The following is a 24,654-nucleotide window of genomic DNA, read 5'->3' on the forward strand; positions in this document are numbered from 1 at the left end:
AACTATTACGGCTCCAATTGAATTACACACGAATTGGTAGAGAAATCTGAGGTTGGATTGGCGTCAGAATATTTGTGTAAGCATGCAAAATGTCATTATAAATATCAGCATGCTTCGGTGCCTGAATCGTGATAATTAATGCATAGCGAATTTTTTCAGCATTACTTGCTTTTCCGCCTCCTTCACGAGCATTGTAATGAACGTCGAATACAGGATCACTCAACGATGTGCCGCGCATACTCTTTTTTCCATGAAGTACGGTTTCCCATTTCCCCATATCAGAACGGCGTTCATCCTCGGTAGCAAATTGCTTCATATCAAAAAAGCCCACGGTGTTCGCATTTGCGGCACCTGCTTTCACTTTGGCAGAATTCGGACGAAATACAACATCAAGTCCGGCGCGCGTATAAGCCGACGCATCCTGCGGGTCGATCGGGCAAGCGTAGCAAAATGTGGCACTCAATGAGATATTTCCCGTGAGACCACCTTGCGGTAGGGGGAGCGGTGCACGCAGGTACTTTCCTGGTTTGAGCTCGCCCTGATAGATAATACGGGCGACGCCATCTGGACATGTAATCAACGTCATCAGATCCTCTGGAATTTTTCCCCAGCCAACCTCACACTTGTCATGTCCAGCTTGATCAGCACCGTGGATCAGAAGCGCTTTGAGAGTGAGAGGTGATAAATCCGTCCCCAAGATCGCCCGCATGCCCACGGCAGATCGCAAAAGATTTGGCCCTGATAAGCTTGTACCCATTTGTGGTGACATACGAATTCGATTGGATGGTGTCAGCACATGAAAATACTCCGACGACTCTCCACCGAAAGCCAGAAGATCCGGCTTCATCACACCAGGACTGCGACCAGGTCCGATTGCGCTGTAGGCCGCTCGTGCCCATTGTGCATTGGTGCTATCAGCAGCCCCAACAGCAACACCATTAACGCAATCCGACGGAACTTGTACACGTGCGTTCCCCGATTCTCGGTCATGCTCACCATTATTACCCACTGCGATGGTCATGAAAGTGTCACCGTCCCCAAGCAGATCGTCAATGACGGCTGTCCAGGCGTGAACATCGGAATCCTCGATCGGCAGATCTGGACCCAAGCTCAAATTAATGAACTCATACTGGCGCGACAGTAGCACCTGCTCAACAAATCCAAGCGTCCGGTACATCTCAAGGCTATCTTCCGTGTGCGAATCGTCGTCAAGGACGCGGATATTATCAACGTATGAGTAAGGCCGTTCAGCTATACCATTAGGCGGAAGGGGACCAAACAAGAACGCCGACGTCACAGCCAAACCGTGCTCGTTTGCCTCCATGTCATCATCTGCCTTGGGATCTAGACGATGATAAGCCTTTACCCAAGGCGAAATAGGGTGCTGCGATGGTAGGCCACCATCTAGAATCGCCACTCTCGGCTCGGAAGACAACGGCTGGGCAGTAGGTAGTTGACAGGTAATTGAGATGTTTGATGTGCGGGTGATCGGCCGTATGCCGCGAAGTTTCGGCATTGGCCTAATGATGCGCACGAACGTAAACTGAGCTAACAATTCAACGCTTCGGCGACTACCTTCTGCCGGAACAAACCATAGACTACCAGCACGAAAGGATAAATCGTCATGCAATTTTACATCAAGCTCCGTAGCGTATTTTACAAAAGCTCGCTGAATGAATGTCGAGCTATCGCTCTGAAGAAGATGAAGTCCGATCTCAAAAAAACGTTCTTTTTTACTACCATAGTCACGCACTCTGGCTTCTGGTGAGAACACCTTAAACTCTTCAATATGTGCAATATCGAGTGCCTCGTCGGACTCCTGCTCAGTATGGCTGATCCATTCAGGCAAACTACGAAATACGCTGCGTTTGCCCGCAATGAACAATTGAGTCGTGCTCGATTCGGTAGGCACCCCTTTCTTCGTCCAAGCTTCGGGAGTAATCTTTACTGCCCGGCTGCCGATCGATTCCAAACCCACAGCACGCAACAACGCGACGGGGAAATACGAGCGTGCGATATATGCAGGATTGAGCGTCAGCAATGCAACGCCAAAGTCAAGTGGGCAGGCCTCTGCAGGTAGATTGTCCAGTGCTTGAGAGGCGCTTTTCAACTGTGGCTGGAGTCGCTCAATCGCATAGGAATACGGATAAACCTCAGCCTTGTCGCCAAAGCGCTTAGGTCCCTTGATATCACGCACCAGTAGTTCACCGCGTCCAATCAGGAAGTTCGGTTTATTCATGCTTTCTTACGCCCCTCTCTCGTTGGTTTCGATTCGTTGGAATACTTACGAATGGTGTCGCGGCTGACTCCAGTCAGATCCGAGACCGCATGCTGAGACAACATTCCAATTTTTGCAAGCAAGACGGACAATTCGATACGGGCAGAGTGTGCAAGCATTTGGGTTCTGCTGCGAATAAATTCTTCAATAATATCTGCATCCGACGCTGTTCCTAATGCTAGCGAACGGCGGAACTTTTGAATTGCGCGCTCAATATCGCTAACCGACAACCCCTTAAATGCATAGGTCAGTACATCCACCCACTTGACCAGCAACGCATAATCATTGCCCAAGAAACGCCGTATTGATTCTTTGATAGCAACATCATCAGGCAGCTCAAACTTGATTTCAAGGTCGAATCGCCGCCACAGTGCCGGATCAATTAATTCAGGATGATTAGTCGCTGCGACAAGCAAGCCGGTTGCCGGCCAATTATCGACTTCTTGCAAAATTACATTAACCAACCTTTTTAGTTCACCAACATCCGCCTCATCACTGCGGCGTTTGGCAATCGAATCGATCTCATCAAGGAAAAGGACACAGGGAACTCGCTTTGCAAAATCGAGCGCAGCGCGTAGGTTGACACCACTCTTACCCAACATACTACTCATCACTGCAGTGAGGTCCAAGATGTAAAGTGGCAATCCTAGCTGAGCCGCAATCCATCTTGCAGTCAAAGACTTACCCACGCCTGGGGGACCAACGAAAATTGCCGATCTTGATGGCAGCAGCCCAGCCGCCAATAACCGGTCAGTTTGACGACGCTCCTCCAACAACTGATTTAAGGACGCGCTCAAATCTTCGGAAAACAATGGAGCAGGGAAATCCCGAGGATCATTGAATACGCGAAGTAGTGTTAGTTGAGATTCATCATCAATAGGCAACTCGTGCTGTGTACTCTTTGGTAGCACGGGCGCACGACGCAATGGCGCATTGGTTCGTGTTGGCTTGTTTCTCAGAAATAAATCTAGTTGCTCAGCCAGTCGAGGTTCAGTGATACGGTACTTTCGCACCAATCGCGCGACATATAGGCGTACATCATCAGGTTGCTCTGATAGCGACAGCCTAACCATCTGGGCTAAATCTGATTTTATTGTATCTAATTCTTCCATTTAATTTCTAAGTCTTTGTTTTTAAAATGAAAAATTTGTTTTCACGGTGGACTAAGTGAAATTGTACACCTTTTTTAGAGTACGTGTATAGATATACAGTGTTTGTACATGGATACCAGGAAGCCCCGACCTCCTCGCCGCCCACACACTGAACCATGTAATAATTTGTCTGCGGCCGGGACTATTGGCTGTTTGCACTTTTGGTGACTTGGATGCTGCGACCTTAGACGCGAGCGCAACCCACTGCACTACAGACATACTTCGATATGTAAAAAAACATACCCCAAGACAAAATGCGATAGCAAAAGAAGCGCGTGACTCAACGTAGAGTGGAAGTGTCACGCATGATCGGGAGGCCAGCGCAAAACGCTTAGGAAGTCATGGGCACAAAGCATCAGCTCGGTAGAGGTATTTGGCGTTAGGTTAGTTCTGTGTGATCTAAATCAGAAATGCTCGCCGCGCCAGTACCGGCTGCGCCACACGGGCGCGCAGGCGTAAAAAAACCCGCATCTGCGGGTTTTGACAATACTGGGTCAGCGCGCCGGCACGGGCGGCAGCGCCGCCACCGCCAGCAGGGCAAACGGCCCGAGGAACAGGCCGATGCCGAACCAGAGTCCCCCGTGGCGGCCGCGCCGGCTGGCCAGCAGCCAGGTGGCGACCGCAAACAAAAACATGAAGATCAACAGTATCGCCATTGCCACTCCTTGCCATGCGGAAAGCCCAGTGTAGCCCACGGGCGCGCCCGTGGCTACATGTACATCAATCCTGGCGCTGCACCTGCATCAGGATCACACGCTTGCTGCTGCCGTCGGCCGGCGGCGTGGCGGACGGTGGCGGCGAGCTGTCGCAGGAGCCGCAGGAACCGCAGCCGCTGCCGCTGCCGCAACCGGGCGCCACCTTGAAGAAGGCCGACAGCTTCGCCTCATCGAGGCCGCAGCGCACGAGTCCGCGCACGATGGCGCGGCGCACGCCCGCCGGCAGGTACTTGGTCGAAAAATGCAGCAGCGCGGCTGCGACGATCAGGGCGACGATCAGGGTTTGCCACATGCTTTTCTCCTAAGCGCCCAGCATCAGGGCGATGCGGTACGTGATGAACGAAGCGGCATAGGCCAAGGCGAACATATAGCCGGCCATCAGCAGCGGATAGCGCCAGCCGCCCGTCTCGCGTTTCACCACGGAGAGGGTCGACAGGCACTGCGGCGCGAACACATACCAGGCCAGCAGGGACAGCGCCGTGGCCATCGACCACGAATGGGCGATCAGCGGCTCCAGCGTGGTGGCCAGCGCGTCGCCCGTTTGCGACAGCGCGTACACGGTGCCCAGGGCGCCGACGGCCACTTCGCGCGCCGCCATGCCCGGCACCAGCGCGATGCAGATCTGCCAGTTGAAACCGATCGGCGCGAAGATCACTTCCAGGCCGCGGCCCAGGATGCCGGCCAGGCTGTAGTAGATCGGCGGGTGGATCGCGTTGTCCGGCGGGCCGGGGAAGGTGCTGAGGAACCACAGGATGATCATCAGGCTCAGGATGATGGTACCGACACGCGTGAGGAAGATCTTCGCGCGCTCCCACAGGCTGACGGCCAGGTTGCGCAGGTGCGGCCAGTGATACGCCGGCAGTTCCAGCATCAGCGGCTGGTTGCCGCGCACGCCCATGCCGCGCTTCATGACCCAGGCCACGGCCATGGCCGAGATGATGCCGGCGAAGTACAGCACGAACAGCACCAGGCCTTGCAGGCTCAGGTAGCCCCACACCTGGCGTTCCGGGATGAAGGCGGCGATGATCAGCGCATACACGGGCAGGCGCGCCGAACACGTCATCAGCGGCGCGATCATGATGGTGACCAGGCGGTCGCGCGGATTCTGGATCGTGCGCGCCGCCATCACGCCGGGAATGGCGCAGGCAAAGCTCGACAGCAGCGGAATGAAGGCGCGGCCGGACAGGCCCACGCCGCCCATCAGGCGGTCCAGCAAAAAGGCCGCGCGCGGCAGGTAGCCGCAGTCTTCCAGGCTCAGGATGAAGAAGAACAAAATCAGGATCTGCGGCAGGAACACCAGCACGCTGCCGACGCCGCCGATGATGCCTTCCACCAGCAAGCTTTTCAGGTGACCGTCAGGCATGTTCGCCGTCAGCACGGCGCCCAGGTGGCCCACGCCATCGGTGATCATTTCCATCGGCGTGGCGGCCCAGGCAAATACTGCCTGGAAGATCAGGAACATCAGCACGGCCAGGATGATGGGGCCGAAGACGGGGTGCAGCACCACGTCGTCGATCTTTTCCGTCAGGTTGCCCTTGTCGCTCGTGTCATTGCTGACGGCGGCCAGGATGCGGCGCACTTCGCGCTGGGTTTCTTCGACGCTGACGGCATCGATGGCCGCCAGCGGTTTCGCTTCCACGGCCGGCAGCGGCAGCATGGCGTCGATGGCGTTCAGCAGGGCTTTTTCGCCGTCGTGCTGCACCGCCACGGTTTCCACCACGGGCATGCCCAGTTCGGCCGACAGCTTGGCCGTGTCGATCAGCATGCCGCGCTTGCGCGCCACGTCCGTCATGTTCAGGGCCAGCAGCATGGGCAGGCCCAGGCGCTTGACTTCCAGCACCAGGCGCAGATTCAGACGCAAATTGGTGGCGTCGACGACGCAGATGATGGCGTCCGGACGCGGGTCGCCGCGGCGCAGGCCGCCCACCACGTCGCGCGTAATGGCTTCATCAGGCGTGGTGGCCGACAGGCTGTAGGCGCCCGGCAGGTCGAGCAGGCGCACGGGCTTGCCGGCGGGCGAGGTGAAATGGCCTTCCTTGCGCTCGATGGTCACGCCGGCGTAGTTCGCCACTTTCTGGCGCGCGCCCGTCAAACGGTTGAACAGGGCGGTCTTGCCGCAGTTGGGATTGCCCAGCAAGGCAATTTGTGGCTGATGCGGCGGCTTGTGCACGCCCGCATCGACGATCGTTTCGACAGCACCCATGGTCATTCCGGTTGAAGCAGCGGTTGAATCGTGATCAGCGCCGCTTCGAAGCGGCGCAGTGCGAATGTGGCATTGCCCACCTTGATGGCCAGCGGATCGCCGCCGGGAATGCCGCGCTTGAGCATGCGGATGCGTTCACCTGGAACGAATCCCAGCTCCATCAGGCGGCGGACCAGGTCGACGCCGTCCTCCGTCTGTCCTGCCGTGTGGGGCGTGATATGCAACACCGTGCCGCTCTGGCCGACTGCCAGCGCATCGAGCGTCATCATGGGTGGAACTAGAGTCATGAGCAAATTCCGTTCAAATTAAGAACACCTGATACCGGCTGCGGCGCGGGCGCCTTCCGCCGGTTCCAGGTTTGTGAGGTAAAACGCAACTGTTGCGCATTACCGACAAGCGGCCATTCCATCTGTCCAGACGGCAACCGTCCGAGACAATACCAGCATTATAAACATGAATGCGAATAGTTTTTATTTAGCCCGGAGAGCCGCCCCCACCAAGGGCTGCACCATCCGAAAAAATGGCATATCGATGCGCCGCGCCAGGCCGCCAACTGCCGCACACTTGATCAAAATCGCTTGCATTGTCCCGCACTTTGCGCGACAATGAAACGTAATGATAATGATTCTCATTAAAACACTAGCAACAATGCTTTCCAGCACTAGTGTCTGTTCATCCTCCAGCCAGAAGGTGTATCAATGATTGTATGTGTCTGCAACAACATATCTGATCGTGAAATCCGTCAAGCCGTCGATCTTGGCCTGTCCAGCATGGCCGAACTGCGCCGCGACCTGGGCGTGGCCACCTGCTGCGGCAAATGCCACACCTGTGCGCGGGAAGTGCTGAACGATCACCTGAACGCCACCGTGGCGCTGCAAGAAACCGTATTGATGCGAGCTGTACTGACAAACTAAAGAAAGCGATGAACGCCATGACGATGATGCCCCCGCCCGTAACGGTGCAGGCCGTGCAGCAATTTGCCGACTTCGACAAGAAGCGCAACAAATTCGCGCCGCTGATGGCCATCGTCGTCCTGCATATCGCCGGTTTTTACGCCATCCAGAGCGGCCTGCTGAGCCGCGTCGTCACGGCGGCCATGCCGACCATCACCACCATCAGCATCATCGCCCCGCCGGCGCCGCCGAAACCGCCGGCACCGTCCGTACCGAAAACCGTGGAATTGAGCGCGCCCGTGCCGCGCGCCGTGATCCCGCCGCTGCCGCTGATCGCCGTGGCGCCAAGCGAACCGACGATCACGCCGCCGCAACCGACGCGCGCCGAAGCGGCACCGGCTGTTGCCACCGCCGCGCCGACGGCACCATCGGCACCATCGCCGACGCCGCCGGCACCATCGACGCCGCGCACCGTCAGCAGCGTCGAATACATCAAGGCGCCGCAACTGATCTACCCGAATTTGTCGCGCCGCCTGGGCGAAAGCGGCACCGTGGTGTTGCGCATCCTGATCAACGAAAAAGGCTTGCCCGAGCAAATCCTGATCCAGAAATCGACCGGCTACAACAACCTCGACGAAGCGGGCCGCCAGGCCGCCCAGCGCGCGCTGTTCAAGCCGATGATCGAAAACGGCAAGCCTGTTCCCGTGTACGTTTTAGTACCACTGACCTTCCAACTGAGCTAGCCTTCCGGCGGCCACGGCGCCGCTGCCAGCCCGCAAGCACCGCACCCTGTGCCCTGCTTGCTTTTTTGCGCCTGTTTTCGTCAAGCGATTTGCTTGTTTCAGTCTGCCAGCCTACATCCCCGGGCCAGGCAGACTTTTTTTTGCCTGCTATGGGGTCAGACCCTCAACACCGCCAACGCCCAGTTCAGCGCCAACGTCGCCGGGGGTCTGACCCCAGCCTTACATCTCCGCCCACATCCGCAGCAGGTTGTGATAATGCCCCGTCAGCCCCACGGTCGCCGGTGAATCGCCATGCTCCGCGCGCACGCTCTGGATGTTCTGATCGAGCTCGAACAGCATGCTGCGTTTCCAGTCTTCGCGCACCATGCTTTGCGTCCACAGGAAGGAGCAGATGCGCTCGCCGCTGGTGACGGGCAGCACCTGGTGCACGCTGCTCGACGGATACACGATCACGTCGCCGGCCGGCAGTTTCACTTCATGCGTGCCATACGCATCGACCACCACCAGCTCGCCACCTTCGTACTCGTCCGGCTCGCTCAGGAAGACGGTCGAGGAGACATCGGCGCGCATCGATTGCATGCCGTTTTTCGGCGTGCGGATGGCGCCGTCGATATGCAGGCCATAGTGCTCGCCGCCCGCATAGCTGTTAAAGAACGGCGGCAGGATGCGCAGCGGCAGCACGGCGGCAAAGAACAGCGGATTGGCCATCAGCGCGCGGCTGACGATCTCGCCCAGTTCCAGCGCCAGCGGCGAACCTTCGGCCAGCTGGCGGTTGCGCTTGACTTGCGCCCCTTGCGCGCCGACGCTGGCGCGTCCGTCGACCCAGTCCGTCTGCGCCAGGCGCTGGCGGAACTGCGTCACCTGTTCCGGCGTCAGCACGCCGGGTATATGCAGCATCATCTTGCTATCCTTTTTCAGTAAATATCGCTGCCTGATTATCGCATCGCCGGCAGCGGCCAAGAAGACACAAAAGCAAGAACGGAGCAACATTTCCCGCCTTTTCGGCGCGGCCATGCAGTCGCGCCAGCGGCGGCCAAACAGCAGCGGAAACGCGAATGAGAATGGCCTTCATTTTCCTTAACAAATAAAAAACGGCGCAAGTGGGCAATCCACTTGAGAATGGGTTTTATTCGCACGATATTTACGTTAAAAAGACGGAAAAATGCCGTTTAGCACCGGAAATCGCCGACATTTTGCGCTATCATGCGGGCATAGCGAAACCGGCAACCTGCGCGCCACCAGGCAGCCAACGCCACCCGGCAGTGAACGCCAGCAGCCTGCGGTTTCATCATCGAACGCAATACAGAACAAAGGAAATCCCATGAAGGGCGATAAAGAAGTCATCCGCATGCTCAACGCACAGCTCACCAACGAACTGTCGGCCATCAACCAGTACTTCCTGCATGCGCGCATGTACAAGCACTGGGGCCTGGAAAAGCTGGGCAAGAAGGAATATGAAGAATCGATCGGCGAAATGAAACACGCCGACAAGCTGATCGACCGCATCCTGATGCTCGACGGCCTGCCTAACCTGCAAGCGCTGCACAAGCTGCTGATCGGCGAGAACACGCCGGAAATGCTGGAATGCGACTTGAAGCTGGAACGCGCCGCGCACGCCACCGTCAAGGAAGGCATCGCCATCAGCGAAAAAGCGGGCGACTACGTCTCGCGCGACCTGTTCCTGATGATCCTGGAAGACACGGAAGAGCATATCGACTGGCTCGAAACGCAGATCGACCTGATCGCCAAAGTCGGTATTCAAAATTATCTGCAAAGCCAGATGGCGATTGAAGAGTAATCCTTTCACAGCATCAAAAAAAAACCGGCAGCGCCGGTTTTTTTTCGCCTGCCGTCAAGCCTTGCCGGTCTGCGGCGGGCGCAGCTTGACGAACAGCACCGCCACCGCCGCGCACAGCAACAGGGCGCCGGCCAGCCGGATGACGTTCTCCGGATTGCCGCCCAGCCAGCTGCGGTAATACAGCGGCAGAGTAAATATCTGGATGATCATCGGGATGACGATGAACATATTGAAAATGCCCATGTAGACACCCGTGCGCTCGGGCGGGATGCAGCCGGCCAGCATGATATAGGGATTGCCCATGATGCTGGCCCAGGCCAGGCCGATACCCAGCATGGGCAGCAACAGCAGCGCCGGGCTGTGGATCAGCGGGATGCTCAGCATGCCGACACCTGCCGCGCACAGGCACACACTGTGCATGCGCTTGGGGCCGAAGCGGCGCGTGAACGGCACCAGCGCGAAGGCAGCGACAAAGGCGACGAAATTGTAGAAGGCGCCCACCTGCCCGTTCAGCAGGCCCGCGTCGCGAAAGCCTTGTGATGCGGGGTCCGTCGTGTGAAACAGCGTGGCCGCCAGCGACAGCGCGATGTACTGCCAGTAGCAGAACAGGGCGTACCACTGGAACAGGTTGACGAGGGCCAGCTGTTTCATCGTCGGCGGCATGTCGCGCAGGGCCGCGCCGATATCGGACAGCGTGTGGCGCCAGCCGGGCGGGCGGCTGCGGATGGCCGCCAGCTCGGCCGCCGTGAGCGGATTTTCCGGCGTCGTCTTCAGCGTCCACAGCACCGAGGCCAGCGAGAACACGGCGCCGATCAGGAAGGCGGCGATGACGATATGCGGGATATGGCTGCCGTTGACGGCATCCTTGTTCATGCCCAGCATGACCAACAATGACGGCGTCAGGTAGGCCAGCGTTTGCCCCAGCCCCGTAAACGCGCTTTGCGTGAGAAAACCCAGCGAATGCTGCTTCTTGTCGAGCTTGTCGCTGACAAAGGCGCGGTACGGTTCCATCGTCACATTGTTGGCCGCGTCGAGTATCCACAGCAGGCTGGCGGCCATCCATAAAGTCGGACTGAACGGCATGGCCAGCAGGCCCAGGCTGCACAGGATGGCGCCGATCAGAAAATACGGCGTGCGGCGGCCCCAGCGCGTCACCGTGCGGTCGCTCATGGCGCCGATCAAGGGTTGCACGAGCAGCCCCGTCATGGGACCGGCCAGCCACAGGTACGGCAGGCTCGCCTCGTCGGCGCCCAGGTATGTGTAGATGGGGCTCATGCTGCTTTGCTGCAGCCCAAAGCTGAACTGGATGCCGAAAAAACCGACATTCATGTTGACGATCTGCCAGAACGACAGATGCGGACGGTGCGCGCTGGCGTCGCTCATGACTGTTCCCTTTCCAGCCACAGCATATGCCATGGCTGCAAGCCCACCGTGCCGGACAGCACGCTGCCATCGAGGCTGTTGCGCCATTCGCCCGCAGGCAAGGTGAAACGCTGGCTGGCGCCGCTGAAGTTGCTCAGGTTGAGAAACGCGTCGCCGCGCAGCAGCGCCAGCACGGCCGGCGTACCGGCGGGCAGCACGCTGCGCGGCGCGGCGGCGGCCAGGGCCGGCAAGCGCCTGCGCACATCGACCAGCTGGCGCAACGCCAGGTACAGCCGGCCGCTGGCGCTCACGCCATCGTGGCGCCATGCCAGCAGGCTGTCGTCGAACGCGGGACGCTGCAGCCAGCGGCTGTCCATCGCCCGGTCGGCGTGCTGCGTGTAGCTGTCATCGTTGGTCATGCCCAGTTCATCGCCCATGTACAGCACCGGCAAAGCGCCAAAGCTCAAGGCCAGGCCATGCAGCAGCAGCAGGCGCCGCAACGCGTATTCCTGCTCCTGCACCGTGGTGGCGCTTTGCAGGCCGGCCAGCGAGGCGGCCATGCCGTTGCTGCCATGCGCCTTGTCGGCGCTGCTGCTCTGGAAGGCGGCGCCGCGCGCATAGCTGCCCGTTGCCCCCGCAAAGAATTGCGCGATGCGCGCCAGGCGCACCGGCCCGTCCGCGCCCGCTTCATTGAGCAGCACGTTCCAGCCGATGTCGTCGTGGCAACGCACATAACTGAGCCAGCTGGCGGCCGGCGGCAGCGGCGGCGTGGCGGCGATCACCTGCTGCAGCAAGTCCGTGCTTTCCTCGGCCAACGCGCCCCAGCCGGCAGCCATCAGGCTGCTGTGATAGGCGATATGACATTCGGGCGCCGCATCGCTGCCAAAGTAGGCGGGCAGCTTGGGCGTGGGCACGATGGCTTCGGCCTTGAGCAGCACGCCCGGCGCGACGATGGCGGCAATCGCCCGCAACGCTTGCAGCAGGCTGTGGGCTTCGGGCTGGTTCATGCAATCGCTACCTTCGCGCTTCCACAGGAAGGCCGTCGAATCGAGGCGGAACACCTCGATGCCCTTGTTGGCCAGGCCCAGCATGGCGCCGGCCATGGCCGCGAAGACGGCCGGATTGGCGTAATTCAAATCCCACTGGTACGGGTAAAACGTGGTCCAGACCCAGCGATCAAGCTCCGGCACGAAGGTGAAATTACCCGGTGCCGCCTGCGGAAAAACCTGGCCCACGGTGCGCTCGTAGCGGTCCGGCTGCACACGGTCGGGATAGGTATGGAAAAAATCGCGCAGCAACGGATCGCCCGCCTTGGCGCCCAGCGCCCACGCATGGTCGTCGGCCACATGGTTGAGGATGAGGTCCGAGCACAGGCTGATGCCGGCTGCGCGCAACTGCGCCGTCAACGCCAGCAAGTCGGCATTGCTGCCCAGCGCAGGGTCGACTTCCTCGAAGCTGGCGACGGCAAAGCCGCCATCGCTTTCACCGGCGCGTGCACGCAGGAACGGCAGCAGGTGCAGATACGTCACGCCCAGTTCGCGCAGGTGGGCAATGCGCGCCGCCACGCCCTGCAGGTTGCCGCCGAAGCGCTGCACATAGGCGCTGTAGCCGAGCATGGACTGGCTGGCAAACCAGTCCGGCTGCGCTGCGCGCTGCGCATCCTGGCGCAGCAGCTCGGGGGCACGTGCCGCATACAGCCGCCCCACGCTTTCCATCAGGTCGCCCAGCCAGGGCAGGAAGTCCGGCCGCTGGCCATACAGGCTGCCCAGGCGGTCAAGCAAGACCGCCTCCTGGCGCGCATAGCGGCGCGCCGCATCGTCGCGCAAGTGCGTGGGGAGCGGCGCCAGCAGGCGCGCCAGGGGGCTGCGTATCGACATCATGAATCTATCCTTGCTTAAAATGCGTATTTCAGGCTGACCTTGACGGCGCGCCCCGTGATCGAGCGGGCCGCATGGCCATCGCCCTCGACTTCCGTATAGCCGATCTTGTTGAACAGATTGTTCGCCGTCAGCGCCACCTGCATCTGCGGCGTGAGCTGGTAATTGACGAAGGCATTGAGCACCTGGTAGGCGGGCAAGGTGATCGTGTGCGCATCGTCGCCCCAGGACTTGCCCGTGCCGACCAGACTCGCGCCCAGGGTGGCCTGCCCCCACTCATAGGTCGGCGCGATCTGGTACACGACGCGCGCCTGGCGCCGCGGCGTATTGCCGATCAGCGCCACGTCGGCCGCCGCCGTGCCCGTGATCTCGGCATCCGTGAATGTCAATCCGCCATTGATGCGGAAGTCGCCGGCGCTGTAGGCCGCTTCCAGTTCCACGCCCTTCGCTTCATAGCTGTTGGCCGTGCGCAGCTGCGTGGTCGCTTCGTAATTGCTTTCCTTGGTCTTGGCCTGGAACACGGTCACAAAAGTGCTCAGGGGTCCCCGCCGCCATTTCACGCCGCCTTCGAGCTGGCGCACGGTGTTGATCGCCACGGGCACGCTGCCATCGAGCGGCGTGCCGAACAGGATGCGGTCCGCATTGAAGGCCACGCCTTCGCTGACGCGGGCAAACACGGCCAGATTCGCCTGCAGCTTGTAGTTCGCGCCCAGCGAGTACGAGGTATGGCCCAGGGTGTAGTCGACCTGCTGCACCGTCGACGGCAGATACGCTTGCGCTCCCGTGGCCTGGTTGGCCGTGCCGCTGGCATGCTGGCGGTCGCGCCGCAGGCCGCCGTCGAGGTTCAGCGCGCCGCTTTCCCAGGCCAGGTTCAGATAGGGCGAGGTCGTGCGGTATTCCATGTCGACGGCGCGCGAGCAGCAGGCGCCGAAGGCCGGGCCGATGTAGCCGGGTGTGCCGCTGGCCGTTTGCAGCAGCGCGGGCTGGTCGCCCGTGGCCTGCATCAGGTATTCATTGAAGTTCCAGGTCAGGCCCAGCTTTTGCTGCGACAGGTACAAGCCGGCCGTGGTGGTCAGCTTGCCGCTGTCGAGCACAAACGTCTTGGCCAGCTTGGTGTCGCTCAGGGTATTGCTGGCGTCGTCGATCGAGGTGTTGAACACCACGGCGGAAAACGCGCGGCCCGTGTAGGGTTTGCCCTGGTTTGGGCCGCTGGCAAACACATAACTGCCGTCACTGCCGTTATTCGACGGGAACACGCCGGTGAAGCGGCCCGAATTGTCGGCGTAGCGGAAGTTTTCGCTCACGCTCCAGCCCTGCCCCAGCTTGAACGACGCTTCCAGCCCCACGGTGTCGCTCTTCACGTGCAAACCGTCGTTGACGCGGGTGGCCACGCGCTGGTTATCCTTGTTCAGCACCATGTCGGGCACCCAGTACGGCGAATAAAAACTGGCCTTGCGCGGGTCGATGCCGGCGATTTCGCCGATGCGGCCATTGCGCACGCTGACCGGCACGGGCAAGGCCGTGGGCGACTGGTCGTCGAGGTGCTTGAACGACAGGCGCACGAAGCCGCTGTCGAATTCATGCGTGACATTGCCGCGGATCTGGCCGCCCTTTTCGCTGTTCACGCCACTATGGCGGATGCCTTCGCCCGTGCGCCAGGAGCCGCCGATGAAGAAGCGCGTGCGCTCCGAAATCGGCGCACCGTAGTCGAAGTCGACGCGCGTCTGGTCGTAGCCCAGGCCACGACTGAGGGCCACGCTGCCGCCCTTCTCCTTGCCATTCTTGCTGATGAAATTGATGATGCCGCCCGGCGAATTGGTGGCCAGGGTGGAGGCCGAACCACCGCGCACCACTTCCAGGTGGTCGAGCGTGGAATCGATCTTGACGAAGCTGTCGGGCGTGGTGAAGTTGAAGTCACCGAACTGCAGCACGGGCAAGCCATCTTCCTGGATCTGCACATAGCGCGCGCCGCCAGCGGAAATGGGCAAGCCGCGCACGGTGATGTTGGCATTGCCTTCGCCGCCCGAGGATTCGGCGCGCAAGCCCGGTACCGAGCGCAGGACTTCGGCGGCGCTGGTCGGTGCGTTGTGCAGGATGGTGTCGAGCTCCATGCTGCTGACGGAATTGCTCGATTTCATTTTGGACGTGCCGCCGGTGGTGCCCGTGACGACGATGCGTTCCAGGTTCAGGCCATCGGCGGGAGCGGCGCTGGTGGTATCGGCGGTCGTTTGCGCCTGGGCGGCGCCCCATTGCAGCAAGGCCAGGGCGACGGCGGCGGCCATGCAGCCGCGTTGAGCAGTACGTGTCTTCATCTTGTCTCCAGTGTTGTATGCCGATACATCGAGGTATCCGCTTGTTATGAGTCCTGGCCGCCGCATGCCGTGGCGCGCTGGCTGAGCCGGTACGTCATTATTCAACGAATAAGAATTTATTGCAATCGATTGCAATCGAGCACTGCAACATGGATTTTATGTTGTTTTCAAGAGAATTTTACGGGTGACACAGAGCCAAACATGCGGGATATGAGGCGAATACGACGGTTTTCATGCTGCGGCGCAGCATGAAAATATACGGATAAATTGGAATTTATTGCAATCGGTTGCAGCCGAGAGGCAACGCGCTCTTCAGCGGCCCGAGGCGCGTATGATCAGCTCGGTTGGCAATTGCTGCGATGGCGCAGGTGCGCCGTCGACCAGCGCCAGCAGCGAGGCCACCAGCGCGCGCCCGGCGGCGCGGATCGGCTGGCGCACGGTGGTCAGCGGCGGATGGAAATACGCGGCCAGTTCAATATCGTCGTAGCCGACCACGGCCACCTGTTCCGGCACGGCCACGCCGCGCGCGCGCAGGGCGCTGATGGCGCTCATGGCCAGCAAGTCGCTGCAGGCAAAGATGGCGTCGAACGGCAGCTGGCGGTCCAGCAGTTCCTGCACGTCCGTCGCGCCGCCCTGCGGCAGGAAGGAGCCGGCCACGTACAGTTGCGGGTCGGGCGCCAGTCCCTGCGCGGCCAGCGCCTGCGCATAGCCCTGATGGCGCTGCGCCACTTCGGGCAGCTTGGCGTCGCCAAAGAAGGCGATGCGCCGGCGCCCCGCCGCCAGCAAGTGTTCCGTGGCCAGCCGGCCGCCGGCGATGTTATCGCCGCCGACGGTGCAATACAGCTGCTGCGGCAATTGCGCGCCCCACACGACGATGGGCACCTGGCGCGCGGCCAGCTGGTTCAGTTGTTCATGGTGGCGCCACTGGCCGATCAGGATGATGCCGATCACGCGGCCGCTGTCGAAGGACTGGGCGGCCGCATCGAGCGTTTCGGCATCCACGCGCGAGATAAGCATGTCGAAACCCTGCTCCGTCAGCGCATCGGCCAGGCTGCCCAGCATGCTCAGAAAGAAAGGATCGGACAGGTGCTGGCGCGTGGCCGCGTCATACGGCACCACCACGCCCACGGTGCGGTTCTGTTTCAGGCGCAGGTTTTGCGCGCCGATATTGATGGAATACTTGAGCGAACGGGCCAGCGCGATGACGCGCGCGCGCGTCTCTTCATTGACCAGCGAACTGCCGCTCAACGCGCGCGACACGGTCGACGTGGACACGCCAGCCAGACGCGCGATATCGGCCATCTGCAGGCGTTGCTGCGCCTTCGTATCGTTGCCGGTCATCGTGCGCTCACTGCGGCGCGGTGTCCTTGAACGACTGCCGCTCGGACAGTTTGTCGAACAAACGCGCCAGCGCCGGGTGATCCGCGCGCCAGTCGATTTCCGGGAAGCGGAAGCTGAGCCAGCCCAGGGTACAGCCCACGGCCACGTCGGCCAGGGTGTAGTTCTTGCCGGCGCAATACGCGCTTTCGCCCAGACGCGATGCCAAAGCCGCCAGGCCCAGCGTGACTTTGTCCAGCTGGCGCGCGATCCAGGCCGCGCTTTGCTGCTCGGGCGGGCGCTGCGTGCGCTCCAGGCGCACCAGCACGCCCGCGTCGAGAATGCCGTCGGCCAGCGCTTCCCAGTTCTTGATATCGGCCCGCTCGCGGCCATTGCCGCCGGCCGGCAGCAGTTTACAGACGGGCGTGAGCGTGTCGAGGTATTCGACGATGACTTTCGAATCGATGAGCGTGCTGCCATCTTCCATCACCAGGCAGGGCACTTTACCGAGAGGATTGGCCTGGGCGATGCGGGTTTCCGGCGCCCACACGTTTTCCAGCTCGAAGACATAGTCGAGCTTTTTTTCCGCCAGCACGATACGGGCTTTGCGGACATACGGGCTGGCGAGGGAACCGATCAGTTTCATAGGTACTTTAAGGTAAGGGAGCAGCAAGCAGTATAGCATCGGCGACAGCGGTGTTTGGCAGCACGCGCCCGACGGTCACTCGGGTGTGGCAGGCACGCCGCATCGGGGCCGGATTCGGCCAAAATGGGGGCCATCCGCAGCCGAGGGACGGCTGGCCAGCGGCCAGCGGTGGTAAAATCGCCCTTTACTGTGGCGCCGTCAGTGTTGCTGTATTGCAATAGCCCTGCCCTCCCCGCGCGCCACACGCCAACCGTTTCTTTAACTTGCGTCCGCTCTCATGACTTCTACTACTCCGTATTCCACGCTGTCGGCCCTGTCTCCGCTCGATGGCCGCTACGCCAGCAAGACCGATCTGCTGCGCCCGATCCTGTCCGAAGCCGGTTTCATGCACCACCGCGTGAAAGTGGAAATCTCCTGGCTGCAAGCGCTGTCGCAAGCCGGTTTCGCCGAGATCAAGCCGTTCTCGGCGGAAGCAACCGCCCTGCTCGACAAGATGGCGGCCGATTTCTCGGAAGCCGACGCGGCCCGCATCAAGGCCATCGAAGCGGTCACCAACCATGACGTCAAGGCCGTCGAGTACTGGCTGAAGGAACAAGTGGCGGACGTGCCGGAACTGGTGGCGGCGTCGGAATTCATCCATTTCGCCTGCACCTCGGAAGACATCAACAACACCTCGCACGGCATGATGCTCAAAGCCGCGCGCGATGGCGTGATGCTGCCGGCCCTGCAAGGCTTGGTGACCAGGCTGACGCAGATCGCGCACGACAACGCCGACGTGCCGATGCTGTCGCGCACACACGGCCAGACGGCCAGCCCGACCACCCTGGGCAAGGAATTTGCCAACGTCGTGGCCCGCTTGCAGCGCGCCGTGAAACGCATCGAACAAGTGGAAATCCTCGGCAAGATGAATGGCGCCGTCGGCAACTACAACGCCCACTTGTCCGCCTATCCCGGCTTCGACTGGCCGGCATTCTCGAAAGCCGTCATCGAACAGCGCCTGGGCCTGGTCTTCAATCCGTACACCATCCAGATCGAGCCGCACGACTACATGGCCGAACTGTTCGACGCCTTCGCGCGCGCCAACACGATCTTGCTGGACCTGAACCGCGACATCTGGACGTATGTCTCGCTGGGCTACTTCAAGCAAAAGCTGAAAGCGGGCGAAATCGGTTCGTCGACCATGCCGCACAAGGTCAACCCGATCGACTTCGAAAACTCGGAGGGCAACCTGGGCCTGGCCAACGCCGTGCTGAAACACCTGTCGGAAAAACTGCCCGTCTCGCGCATGCAGCGCGACCTGACCGATTCGACCGTGCTGCGCAATATCGGCGTGGGCCTCGGCTACACCCTGCTGGCCTATGACAGCTGCCTGCGCGGCCTGAACAAGCTGGAAGTGAACCACGCGCGCCTGGCGCAAGACCTGGACGCGACCTGGGAAGTGCTGGCCGAGCCCGTACAAACCGTGATGCGCCGCTATGGCATCGAAAACCCGTACGAGCAGCTCAAAGAGCTGACGCGCGGCAAGGGCATCTCGAAAGAAGCGCTGCAAACCTTCGTCAATGGCCTGGCCATTCCGCAGGATGCCAAGGACGTGCTGTTGACCATGACGCCAGCGAACTACATCGGTATCGCCGCGCAATTGGCCAAAGCCATCTAAGCAGTTTCCACATGGGGATCTTGCTATCCCACTCCCGCGGGGCGGCCAGCACACAAATGCTGCCCGCCCCGCGGTTTTTCCGGCAATCTTTCTTGTAGAATCTGCAGCACGCAGCGCAATTTGCTTTTCTTTGGTATATTAGGCCGAATTAGTCCTAACACGTACTACTTTCAAGAAAGCCGTCGATGCAACGCTACACCACCACCGCCATCATCCTGCACTGGCTGACCGCCCTGCTGATCATCAGCGCCTTCATCATGGGCCTGGTCATGGTCGATATTCCCGGCCTGACGCCCACCAAGCTCAAATATTTCTCGTGGCATAAATGGCTCGGTGTGACCGTGCTGGCCATCGCCGCCATCCGGCTGCTGTGGCGCAAGGCCAACGTGCCGCCGCCGCACCCGGCCAGCATGGTTGCCTGGCAAAAGAAGGCGGCCGACGCCATGCACGTGCTGCTGTACATCCTGATCTTCGCCGTGCCCGTCTCCGGCTACCTGTACACCCTGGCCGCCGGCGTGCCCGTGGTCTACCTGGGCCTGTTCCAGTTGCCCGTCATCATGGCGCCGAACCCGGAACTTAAGCCGCTCTTAAAAGAAATTCATTATGTTCTGAACATGACGATGGCCGCCGCCGTGGCCGCCCATGTGCTGGCGGCGCTGAAGCACCAGTTCATCGACCGTGACGGCGTCCTCAAGCGCATGCTGCCGTAACACCGACTTCCCCTTGCTCACTGAAAAACTACAGGAAAAAAACAAGATGAAAACCACCCAACGCCTCGTCCTCGCTTCCCTGCTGGGCCTGTCCGTGGCCGCCACCGCCGCCACCTTGCTGAAAGTCGATCCCGCCAAGACCAGCGTGTCGGCCGTGTTCAAGCAAATGAACGTGCCGGTGGAAGCGAAGTTCAAGAAATTCAATATCGCCATCGATTACAACCCGGCCACGCCGGACGCCTCGAAGGCGTCGGTGGAAATCGAGACGGCCAGCATCGATATCGGCGACCCCGAGTACAACAAGGAAGTGGCCAAGAAGGAATGGTTTAACGCGGCACAGTTCCCGAAAGCCACCTTCGTCTCGAGCAGCATCAAGGCCGCCGGCGCGGGCAAGCTGACGGTCACCGGCAAGCTGAGCATCAAAGGCAAGACCACCGAAGTCACCTTCCCCCTGGCGGTGAAAGCCGATGGCGGAAAATATGCATTTGACGGCGCCCTGCCGATCAAGCGCCTGACCTATAACATCGGCGAAGGCGAGTGGAAAGACACGAGCATGGTCGCAGACGAGGTTACGATCAAATTCCACGTCGCAGCCCAGTAACACCTGAGAAAACGTCCATGGCTGCGTTGCTCTTGCCTCGTCGTGCTATTCGCACTGCCTTCGGCAAGGCGCCTTGCCCTGAACGTTTTTCAGGCGTTATGAAAAACAACCCCAAAACCTGTTCAACTATAGGATCTGCATGAAATTTTCGCACTTGATGATCGCCATGCTGGCAGCCGCCGGCGCGGGTTCGGCCATGGCCGCTACCGACACCTACAACCTCGATCCGACGCACACTTTCCCCAGCTTTGAAGCCGATCACATGGGCATGTCCGTGTGGCGCGGCAAGTTCAACAAGACCAAGGGTACGGTCACCCTGGACCGCGCCGCCAAGACGGGCAGCCTGGACCTCGTCATCGATGCCGATTCGATCGACTTCGGCCTGGACGCCATGAACACGCACGCGAAAAAAGCGGACATGTTCAATGTCGAGAAATTCCCGCAGATCACCTACAAGAGCAAGTCGCTCAAGTTCAACGGCGAGCAGCTGGTGGAAGTCGACGGCGAACTGACCCTGCTGGGCGTGACCAAACCCGTCAAGCTGAACGTGAGCAAGTTCAAGTGCATCATGCACCCGCGCTACAAGCGTGAAGTGTGCGGCGCCGACGCCACGGCGGAATTCAAGCGCAGCGACTTTGGCCTGAACTACGGCATGCCGGCGTTCTCGCCGGAAGTAAAGCTGGCCATCCAGGTGGAAGCCATCAAGGCCGACTAAACACGACCTTGCCGCATGACAAGCCCGCCTCGCTGCCCGCAGCCAGGCGGGCTTTTGCATGCGCCATGCGAATCCGCTGGACTTTTCTATCGTGCGGCATCAGTATCAATTTGCCATGACGTGCAGGCCGCACCGCTCTGGCACAACCACTCATCCATCGCGCGGAGGATTACATGAATTTCATTATCTGGATCGTTATTGGCGGTGTCATCGGCTGGCTGGCCAGCATGGTCATGAAAACCAATGCACAACAGGGCATCTTTCTCAATATCGTCGTCGGCATCGTCGGCGCCTTCCTGGGCGGCTGGCTGCTGGCCCCCCTGTTCGGCACGGGCACCATCAATAGCGACAATTTCAGCCTGGCTTCGCTGCTGGTCTCGTTCCTGGGCGCCGTGATCCTGCTGGGCATCGTGAATCTTTTGCGCCGCGGCAAAATACGCTGAGCAGACCAATCGCAGCGCATCAGCAAGTGGCCGGGCCGCGCAAGCGCCCGGCCATTTTTATTGCTGGCAAGACAATTGTATGGACAATACCACAGCCGCGGCACAAGAAAATGCCCGTTCGCAGCCCGCTCCTGCCCCTGCAATGCCGAAAATAGTGCAATTTCCACAAGCCACTACAAACATGCTGTCGGGAAAATGTGATTGACTAGTGCGAGTTCGATACGGATACTCTATGTCGCCCGCTGAGAAAAAACACTGGGTACACGTTGGTTCCGACTTCCCTTCATGTAAAAGACTAGAACTCGAATGAAAAAATCTTTAATCGCGCTCGCCATCCTGAGCAACTTCGCACACGCCGACGAAGGCATGTGGATGCCCCAACAGCTACCACAAGTAGCCAAGGAACTGAAAGCGGCCGGACTGAAACTCGATCCGACCAACCTGACTAAACTGACCGAGTTCCCGATGGGCGCCATCGTCAGCCTGGGCGGTTGCTCGGCCTCGTTCGTCTCGCCGCAAGGCCTGGTTGCCACCAACCACCATTGCGTCTACAACAGCGTAGCGGTCAATTCGACCAAAGAGCGCGATTTGCTGGCCAACGGTTTCCTGGCCAAGACGTTCGCTGAAGAACTGCCGGCATCCCCAGGCAGCCGCATCTTCGTCACCTCGGCCGTAACCAATGTCAGCGACAAGATCATCACCGCCGATGTGGCCAAGCTGCAAGGCAAGGCACGCATCGACGCGATCGAGAAAAACCAGAAGAAACTGGTCGCCGAATGCGAAAAAGAAGCCGGCTTCCGCTGCACCGTGTCGGCCTACTACGGCGGCCTGGAGTTCTACCTGATCAAGCAACTGGAAATCCGCGACGTGCGCCTGGTGCATGCGCCTCCAGCGGGCGTGGGCAAGTTCGGCGGCGACACCGACAACTGGATGTGGCCGCGCCACACAGGCGACTACGGTTTCTACCGCGCCTATGTCAGCAAAGACGGCAAAGCTGCCGACTTCAGCAAGGACAACGTGCCTTACCAGCCAAAACACGTGCTGAAACTGGCCAAGGATGGCTTGAAAGAAGGCGATTTCGTGATGGTCCTGGGCTACCCTGGCCGCACCAACCGTCACCGCCTGCCATCGGAAGTGGCGTACACGTTTGACTGGAACTACCCGGCCTTCGTGAAAGCATCGGGCGAAACCCTGGCCATCATCGCGCGCGAAACCAAGGACAACAAGGATGTTGCCCTGAAGTACGCGGGTCAAGTTGCCGGCGTCAACAATTACTACAAGAACCGCCAAGGCATGCTGGACTCCTACGCCGGCAGCGATTTCCTGGCACGCAAGACGGCGGAACACGAAGCCCTGAAGACCTGGGTCAACGCCACGCCAGCACGCAAGGCCGAATTTGCCGGCGACATCGAGCAAGTGGAAAAGCTGATCGCCGAGCGCGATGCCGACACCAAGCGCGATTTCTTCCTGGGCTACGCACAGCCACGCCTGCTGAACACGGCACGCAGCCTGTACCGCCTGTCGAACGAAGGCACCAAGTCCGATACGGAACGCAAATCCGGCTACCAGACGCGCGACTTGCCACGCCTGGAAGCGGGCATCACCTCGGTCGAACGTACCTACGATGAAAAAGTCGACAAGGCACTGGTACTGAACAGCCTGACCAAGTACGCCGCGCAACCGGCAGCACAGCGCCGCGCCAGCTTCGACGCCGCCATCGGCATCAAGGATGGCATGTCGCCAGCCGACCTGTCCGCCGCCCTGGACAAACTGTATGCGGGCAGCAAGCTGGCCGACAAGGCCGAGCGCGCAGCATGGCTGAAACGCACGCCAGCCGAATTCCAGGCCAGCAAGGACAGCTTCATCCAGGCAGCCGTCGCCATGTACCCGGATTCGCTGAAAAACGAAGCGGAAGACGAAGAACTGGCAGGCAAGATCCAGCAAGCCTACGCCAACTACATGAAAGCCAAAATTGCCTTCATGAAGAGCAAGGGCCAAGCCGTCTATCCTGACGCCAACAGCACCCTGCGCGTCACGTTCGGCAAAGTAGCCGGCCGCGACCATGGCGCCGACGGCACCACCTGGTCCGCCTTCACCACCGTCAATGGCGTCGCCGCCAAAGCCACGGGCCAGGGCGAGTTCAATGCACCAGCCAATCAACTGGCCGCGATCAAAGCCAAGGACTTCGGTAAATTCGTCGATCCGAAGCTGAAAACCGTACCGGTCGACTACCTGGCCACCCTGGACATCACCGGCGGCAACTCCGGTTCGGCTGCCCTGAACGCCAAAGGCGAATTCATCGGCCTGGCCTTCGATGGCACCCTGGACTCGATCATTTCCGATTGGGACTACAACAAGGCCAATACCCGTTCGATCCAGGTCGACCTGCGCTACATGCTGTGGAACATGAAACACATCGACCACGCAGACAACCTGCTGAAAGAAATGGGCGCTGAATAACAAGAAGCAATAACCCGGCAACGGGCGCTTTAAGCTGAGCCACTCCTGAGGGAGTGGCTTTTTTTCGCCTAGCGTTTTACCTTGGTGAAGCGGTAAGGCACGGCTTGCTCCTCGCCAAACACTTGCGCCCGGCCACTTCCCAGCGGCAACATCACCCTGCGTCCGTCCTGCAGCAGCAAGGCCAGGTCGGCGCCGGGAAAGCGCTGCGCCAGCAGCGGATAGGCTTGCCGCGCGATGGTAGCGGCGGGAATCACGATGCGATAATCGGCCTCGCCAAAATCGAGCAGCAGTGCGGGAAGCTCATCCGGCCCCGGCAGCGCCGTGATGCGCAGGCGCGCACTCCCCTTGACGAGCTCGAAGGCTGACCACAGGGGCAAGCTGTGCTGCGTGGACCCGGTCTGCAGTTGCGGCGCGTGGCCCGCCACCGCCGACGTCAGCACGACGTCAGGCCGTTCTTCCGAGACCGCCCCATCGACGGCCAGCAGCCAGCCCCGGTAGCGTATCAGCGCACCCTGCGCACTGGCCGTGACGGACCCGCCCTGCGCCACAGGTCCCTTGCCCGCCGGCAAGCGCAAGGGCGCCGCCTGTGCCGCCTGGCAAGCCCACCACACCAGCACCGCCATCGCCATCGCAGTCGCCATCTTGCCCATGCCACCTCCCTTGCGCGTGAAACGTATTCATAACACAAGTACGGCGACTAGCCCCTGCGGCGCCTCAAGGCGGCAGCGCCGGTGCTACAATTGGCGCCTAGCGGGCGTACTTACCCAGCGCG

General features: G+C 60.3%; 22 protein-coding genes. 9 read left to right on the top strand and 13 right to left on the bottom strand.

Going from position 1 to position 24,654, the window contains the following annotated elements; all coding sequences use genetic code 11:
* Positions 1–22: 22 nt before the first annotated feature.
* From FG13_RS29555 to FG13_RS16975, 6 genes are all read right to left on the bottom strand, one after another.
* Positions 23–2,239 carry a S8 family peptidase gene (locus FG13_RS29555; RefSeq protein ID WP_081922616.1) on the bottom strand — a complete coding sequence of 739 codons (2,217 nt, stop codon included), beginning with the start codon at positions 2,237–2,239 and terminating at the stop codon, positions 23–25.
* Positions 2,236–3,390 carry an AAA family ATPase gene (locus tag FG13_RS16960; RefSeq protein ID WP_035822766.1) on the bottom strand — a complete coding sequence of 385 codons (1,155 nt, stop codon included), beginning with the start codon at positions 3,388–3,390 and terminating at the stop codon, positions 2,236–2,238. The genes FG13_RS29555 and FG13_RS16960 overlap by 4 nt, the downstream gene beginning before the upstream one ends.
* Before the next feature lie 533 nt (positions 3,391–3,923).
* Complete coding sequence (locus FG13_RS30475; RefSeq protein ID WP_161784184.1) at positions 3,924–4,085, bottom strand: hypothetical protein; 162 nt, start codon at positions 4,083–4,085, stop codon at positions 3,924–3,926.
* Positions 4,086–4,149: 64 nt separating this feature from the next.
* A complete protein-coding gene (locus tag FG13_RS16965) occupies positions 4,150–4,437 on the bottom strand; it encodes a hypothetical protein (protein WP_035822768.1) in 288 nt (95 codons plus the stop codon).
* Between the two features lie 9 nt (positions 4,438–4,446).
* The gene (feoB, locus tag FG13_RS16970; RefSeq protein ID WP_035822770.1) at positions 4,447–6,348 is read right to left on the bottom strand and encodes a ferrous iron transporter B; all 1,902 of its coding nucleotides are present in this window, start codon (positions 6,346–6,348) and stop codon (positions 4,447–4,449) included.
* A gap of 2 nt (positions 6,349–6,350) precedes the next feature.
* Positions 6,351–6,635: a FeoA family protein gene (locus tag FG13_RS16975; protein WP_034745614.1), complete on the bottom strand. Its 285-nt coding sequence runs from the start codon at positions 6,633–6,635 to the stop codon at positions 6,351–6,353.
* Positions 6,636–7,046: 411 nt separating this feature from the next.
* Here FG13_RS16975 and FG13_RS16980 point away from each other — a divergent pair, with 411 nt between their 5' ends.
* Together FG13_RS16980 and FG13_RS16985 are read left to right on the top strand one after the other, a co-directional pair.
* On the top strand, positions 7,047–7,262 hold the full coding sequence (locus tag FG13_RS16980) for a (2Fe-2S)-binding protein (RefSeq protein WP_034745611.1): 216 nt from the start codon (positions 7,047–7,049) through the stop codon (positions 7,260–7,262).
* Between the two features lie 17 nt (positions 7,263–7,279).
* The gene (locus tag FG13_RS16985) at positions 7,280–7,984 is read left to right on the top strand and encodes an energy transducer TonB (protein ID WP_051959629.1); all 705 of its coding nucleotides are present in this window, start codon (positions 7,280–7,282) and stop codon (positions 7,982–7,984) included.
* A 219-nt stretch (positions 7,985–8,203) separates the two neighbouring features.
* On the opposite strand, the gene FG13_RS16990 is transcribed toward FG13_RS16985, so the two are convergent.
* The gene (locus tag FG13_RS16990; protein ID WP_035822772.1) at positions 8,204–8,884 is read right to left on the bottom strand and encodes a Fe2+-dependent dioxygenase; all 681 of its coding nucleotides are present in this window, start codon (positions 8,882–8,884) and stop codon (positions 8,204–8,206) included.
* A gap of 421 nt (positions 8,885–9,305) precedes the next feature.
* Here FG13_RS16990 and bfr point away from each other — a divergent pair, with 421 nt between their 5' ends.
* Positions 9,306–9,782 carry a bacterioferritin gene (gene bfr, locus FG13_RS16995; protein WP_034745609.1) on the top strand — a complete coding sequence of 159 codons (477 nt, stop codon included), beginning with the start codon at positions 9,306–9,308 and terminating at the stop codon, positions 9,780–9,782.
* A 54-nt stretch (positions 9,783–9,836) separates the two neighbouring features.
* On the opposite strand, the gene FG13_RS17000 is transcribed toward bfr, so the two are convergent.
* The 5 genes from FG13_RS17000 to FG13_RS17020 form a co-directional block, all read right to left on the bottom strand.
* Positions 9,837–11,165 (bottom strand): MFS transporter, encoded by a 1,329-nt coding sequence (locus tag FG13_RS17000; RefSeq protein ID WP_035822775.1) that lies wholly within the window; start codon positions 11,163–11,165, stop codon positions 9,837–9,839.
* On the bottom strand, positions 11,162–13,024 hold the full coding sequence (locus FG13_RS17005) for an alpha-amylase family glycosyl hydrolase (RefSeq protein WP_235211754.1): 1,863 nt from the start codon (positions 13,022–13,024) through the stop codon (positions 11,162–11,164). Before FG13_RS17005 ends, FG13_RS17000 begins: the two co-directional genes overlap by 4 nt.
* 14 nt (positions 13,025–13,038) lie before the next feature.
* Positions 13,039–15,333 carry a TonB-dependent receptor gene (locus FG13_RS17010; RefSeq protein WP_051959164.1) on the bottom strand — a complete coding sequence of 765 codons (2,295 nt, stop codon included), beginning with the start codon at positions 15,331–15,333 and terminating at the stop codon, positions 13,039–13,041.
* Between the two features lie 312 nt (positions 15,334–15,645).
* Entirely contained in the window at positions 15,646–16,674 is a 1,029-nt protein-coding gene (locus tag FG13_RS17015; protein WP_035822781.1) for a LacI family DNA-binding transcriptional regulator, read from the bottom strand.
* Positions 16,675–16,681: 7 nt separating this feature from the next.
* Complete coding sequence (locus tag FG13_RS17020) at positions 16,682–17,296, bottom strand: glutathione S-transferase N-terminal domain-containing protein (protein ID WP_035822784.1); 615 nt, start codon at positions 17,294–17,296, stop codon at positions 16,682–16,684.
* A 277-nt stretch (positions 17,297–17,573) separates the two neighbouring features.
* On the opposite strand from FG13_RS17020, the gene purB reads away from it, so the two are divergent.
* The 6 genes from purB (at position 17,574) to FG13_RS17050 (ending at position 23,882) form a co-directional block, all read left to right on the top strand.
* Positions 17,574–18,953 (top strand): adenylosuccinate lyase, encoded by a 1,380-nt coding sequence (purB, locus tag FG13_RS17025; RefSeq protein ID WP_035822787.1) that lies wholly within the window; start codon positions 17,574–17,576, stop codon positions 18,951–18,953.
* Between the two features lie 185 nt (positions 18,954–19,138).
* The gene (locus FG13_RS17030) at positions 19,139–19,663 is read left to right on the top strand and encodes a cytochrome b (RefSeq protein ID WP_035822789.1); all 525 of its coding nucleotides are present in this window, start codon (positions 19,139–19,141) and stop codon (positions 19,661–19,663) included.
* A 46-nt stretch (positions 19,664–19,709) separates the two neighbouring features.
* Positions 19,710–20,264, top strand: a complete 555-nt coding sequence (locus tag FG13_RS17035) for a YceI family protein (RefSeq protein WP_035822791.1) — start codon at positions 19,710–19,712, stop codon at positions 20,262–20,264.
* A gap of 139 nt (positions 20,265–20,403) precedes the next feature.
* Positions 20,404–20,979 carry a YceI family protein gene (locus FG13_RS17040; RefSeq protein WP_035822793.1) on the top strand — a complete coding sequence of 192 codons (576 nt, stop codon included), beginning with the start codon at positions 20,404–20,406 and terminating at the stop codon, positions 20,977–20,979.
* Positions 20,980–21,152: 173 nt separating this feature from the next.
* Entirely contained in the window at positions 21,153–21,422 is a 270-nt protein-coding gene (locus FG13_RS17045; protein WP_034778894.1) for a GlsB/YeaQ/YmgE family stress response membrane protein, read from the top strand.
* Positions 21,423–21,728: 306 nt separating this feature from the next.
* Positions 21,729–23,882, top strand: a complete 2,154-nt coding sequence (locus FG13_RS17050) for a S46 family peptidase (RefSeq protein WP_035822796.1) — start codon at positions 21,729–21,731, stop codon at positions 23,880–23,882.
* A 68-nt stretch (positions 23,883–23,950) separates the two neighbouring features.
* Here the strand turns inward: FG13_RS17050 and FG13_RS17055 are convergent, their stop codons facing one another.
* On the bottom strand, positions 23,951–24,532 hold the full coding sequence (locus FG13_RS17055) for a hypothetical protein (protein WP_035822798.1): 582 nt from the start codon (positions 24,530–24,532) through the stop codon (positions 23,951–23,953).
* Positions 24,533–24,654: the final 122 nt, after the last annotated feature.

This window comes from Janthinobacterium sp. RA13 (genome assembly GCF_000745325.1).
GTDB lineage: Bacteria > Pseudomonadota > Gammaproteobacteria > Burkholderiales > Burkholderiaceae_D > Janthinobacterium > Janthinobacterium rivuli.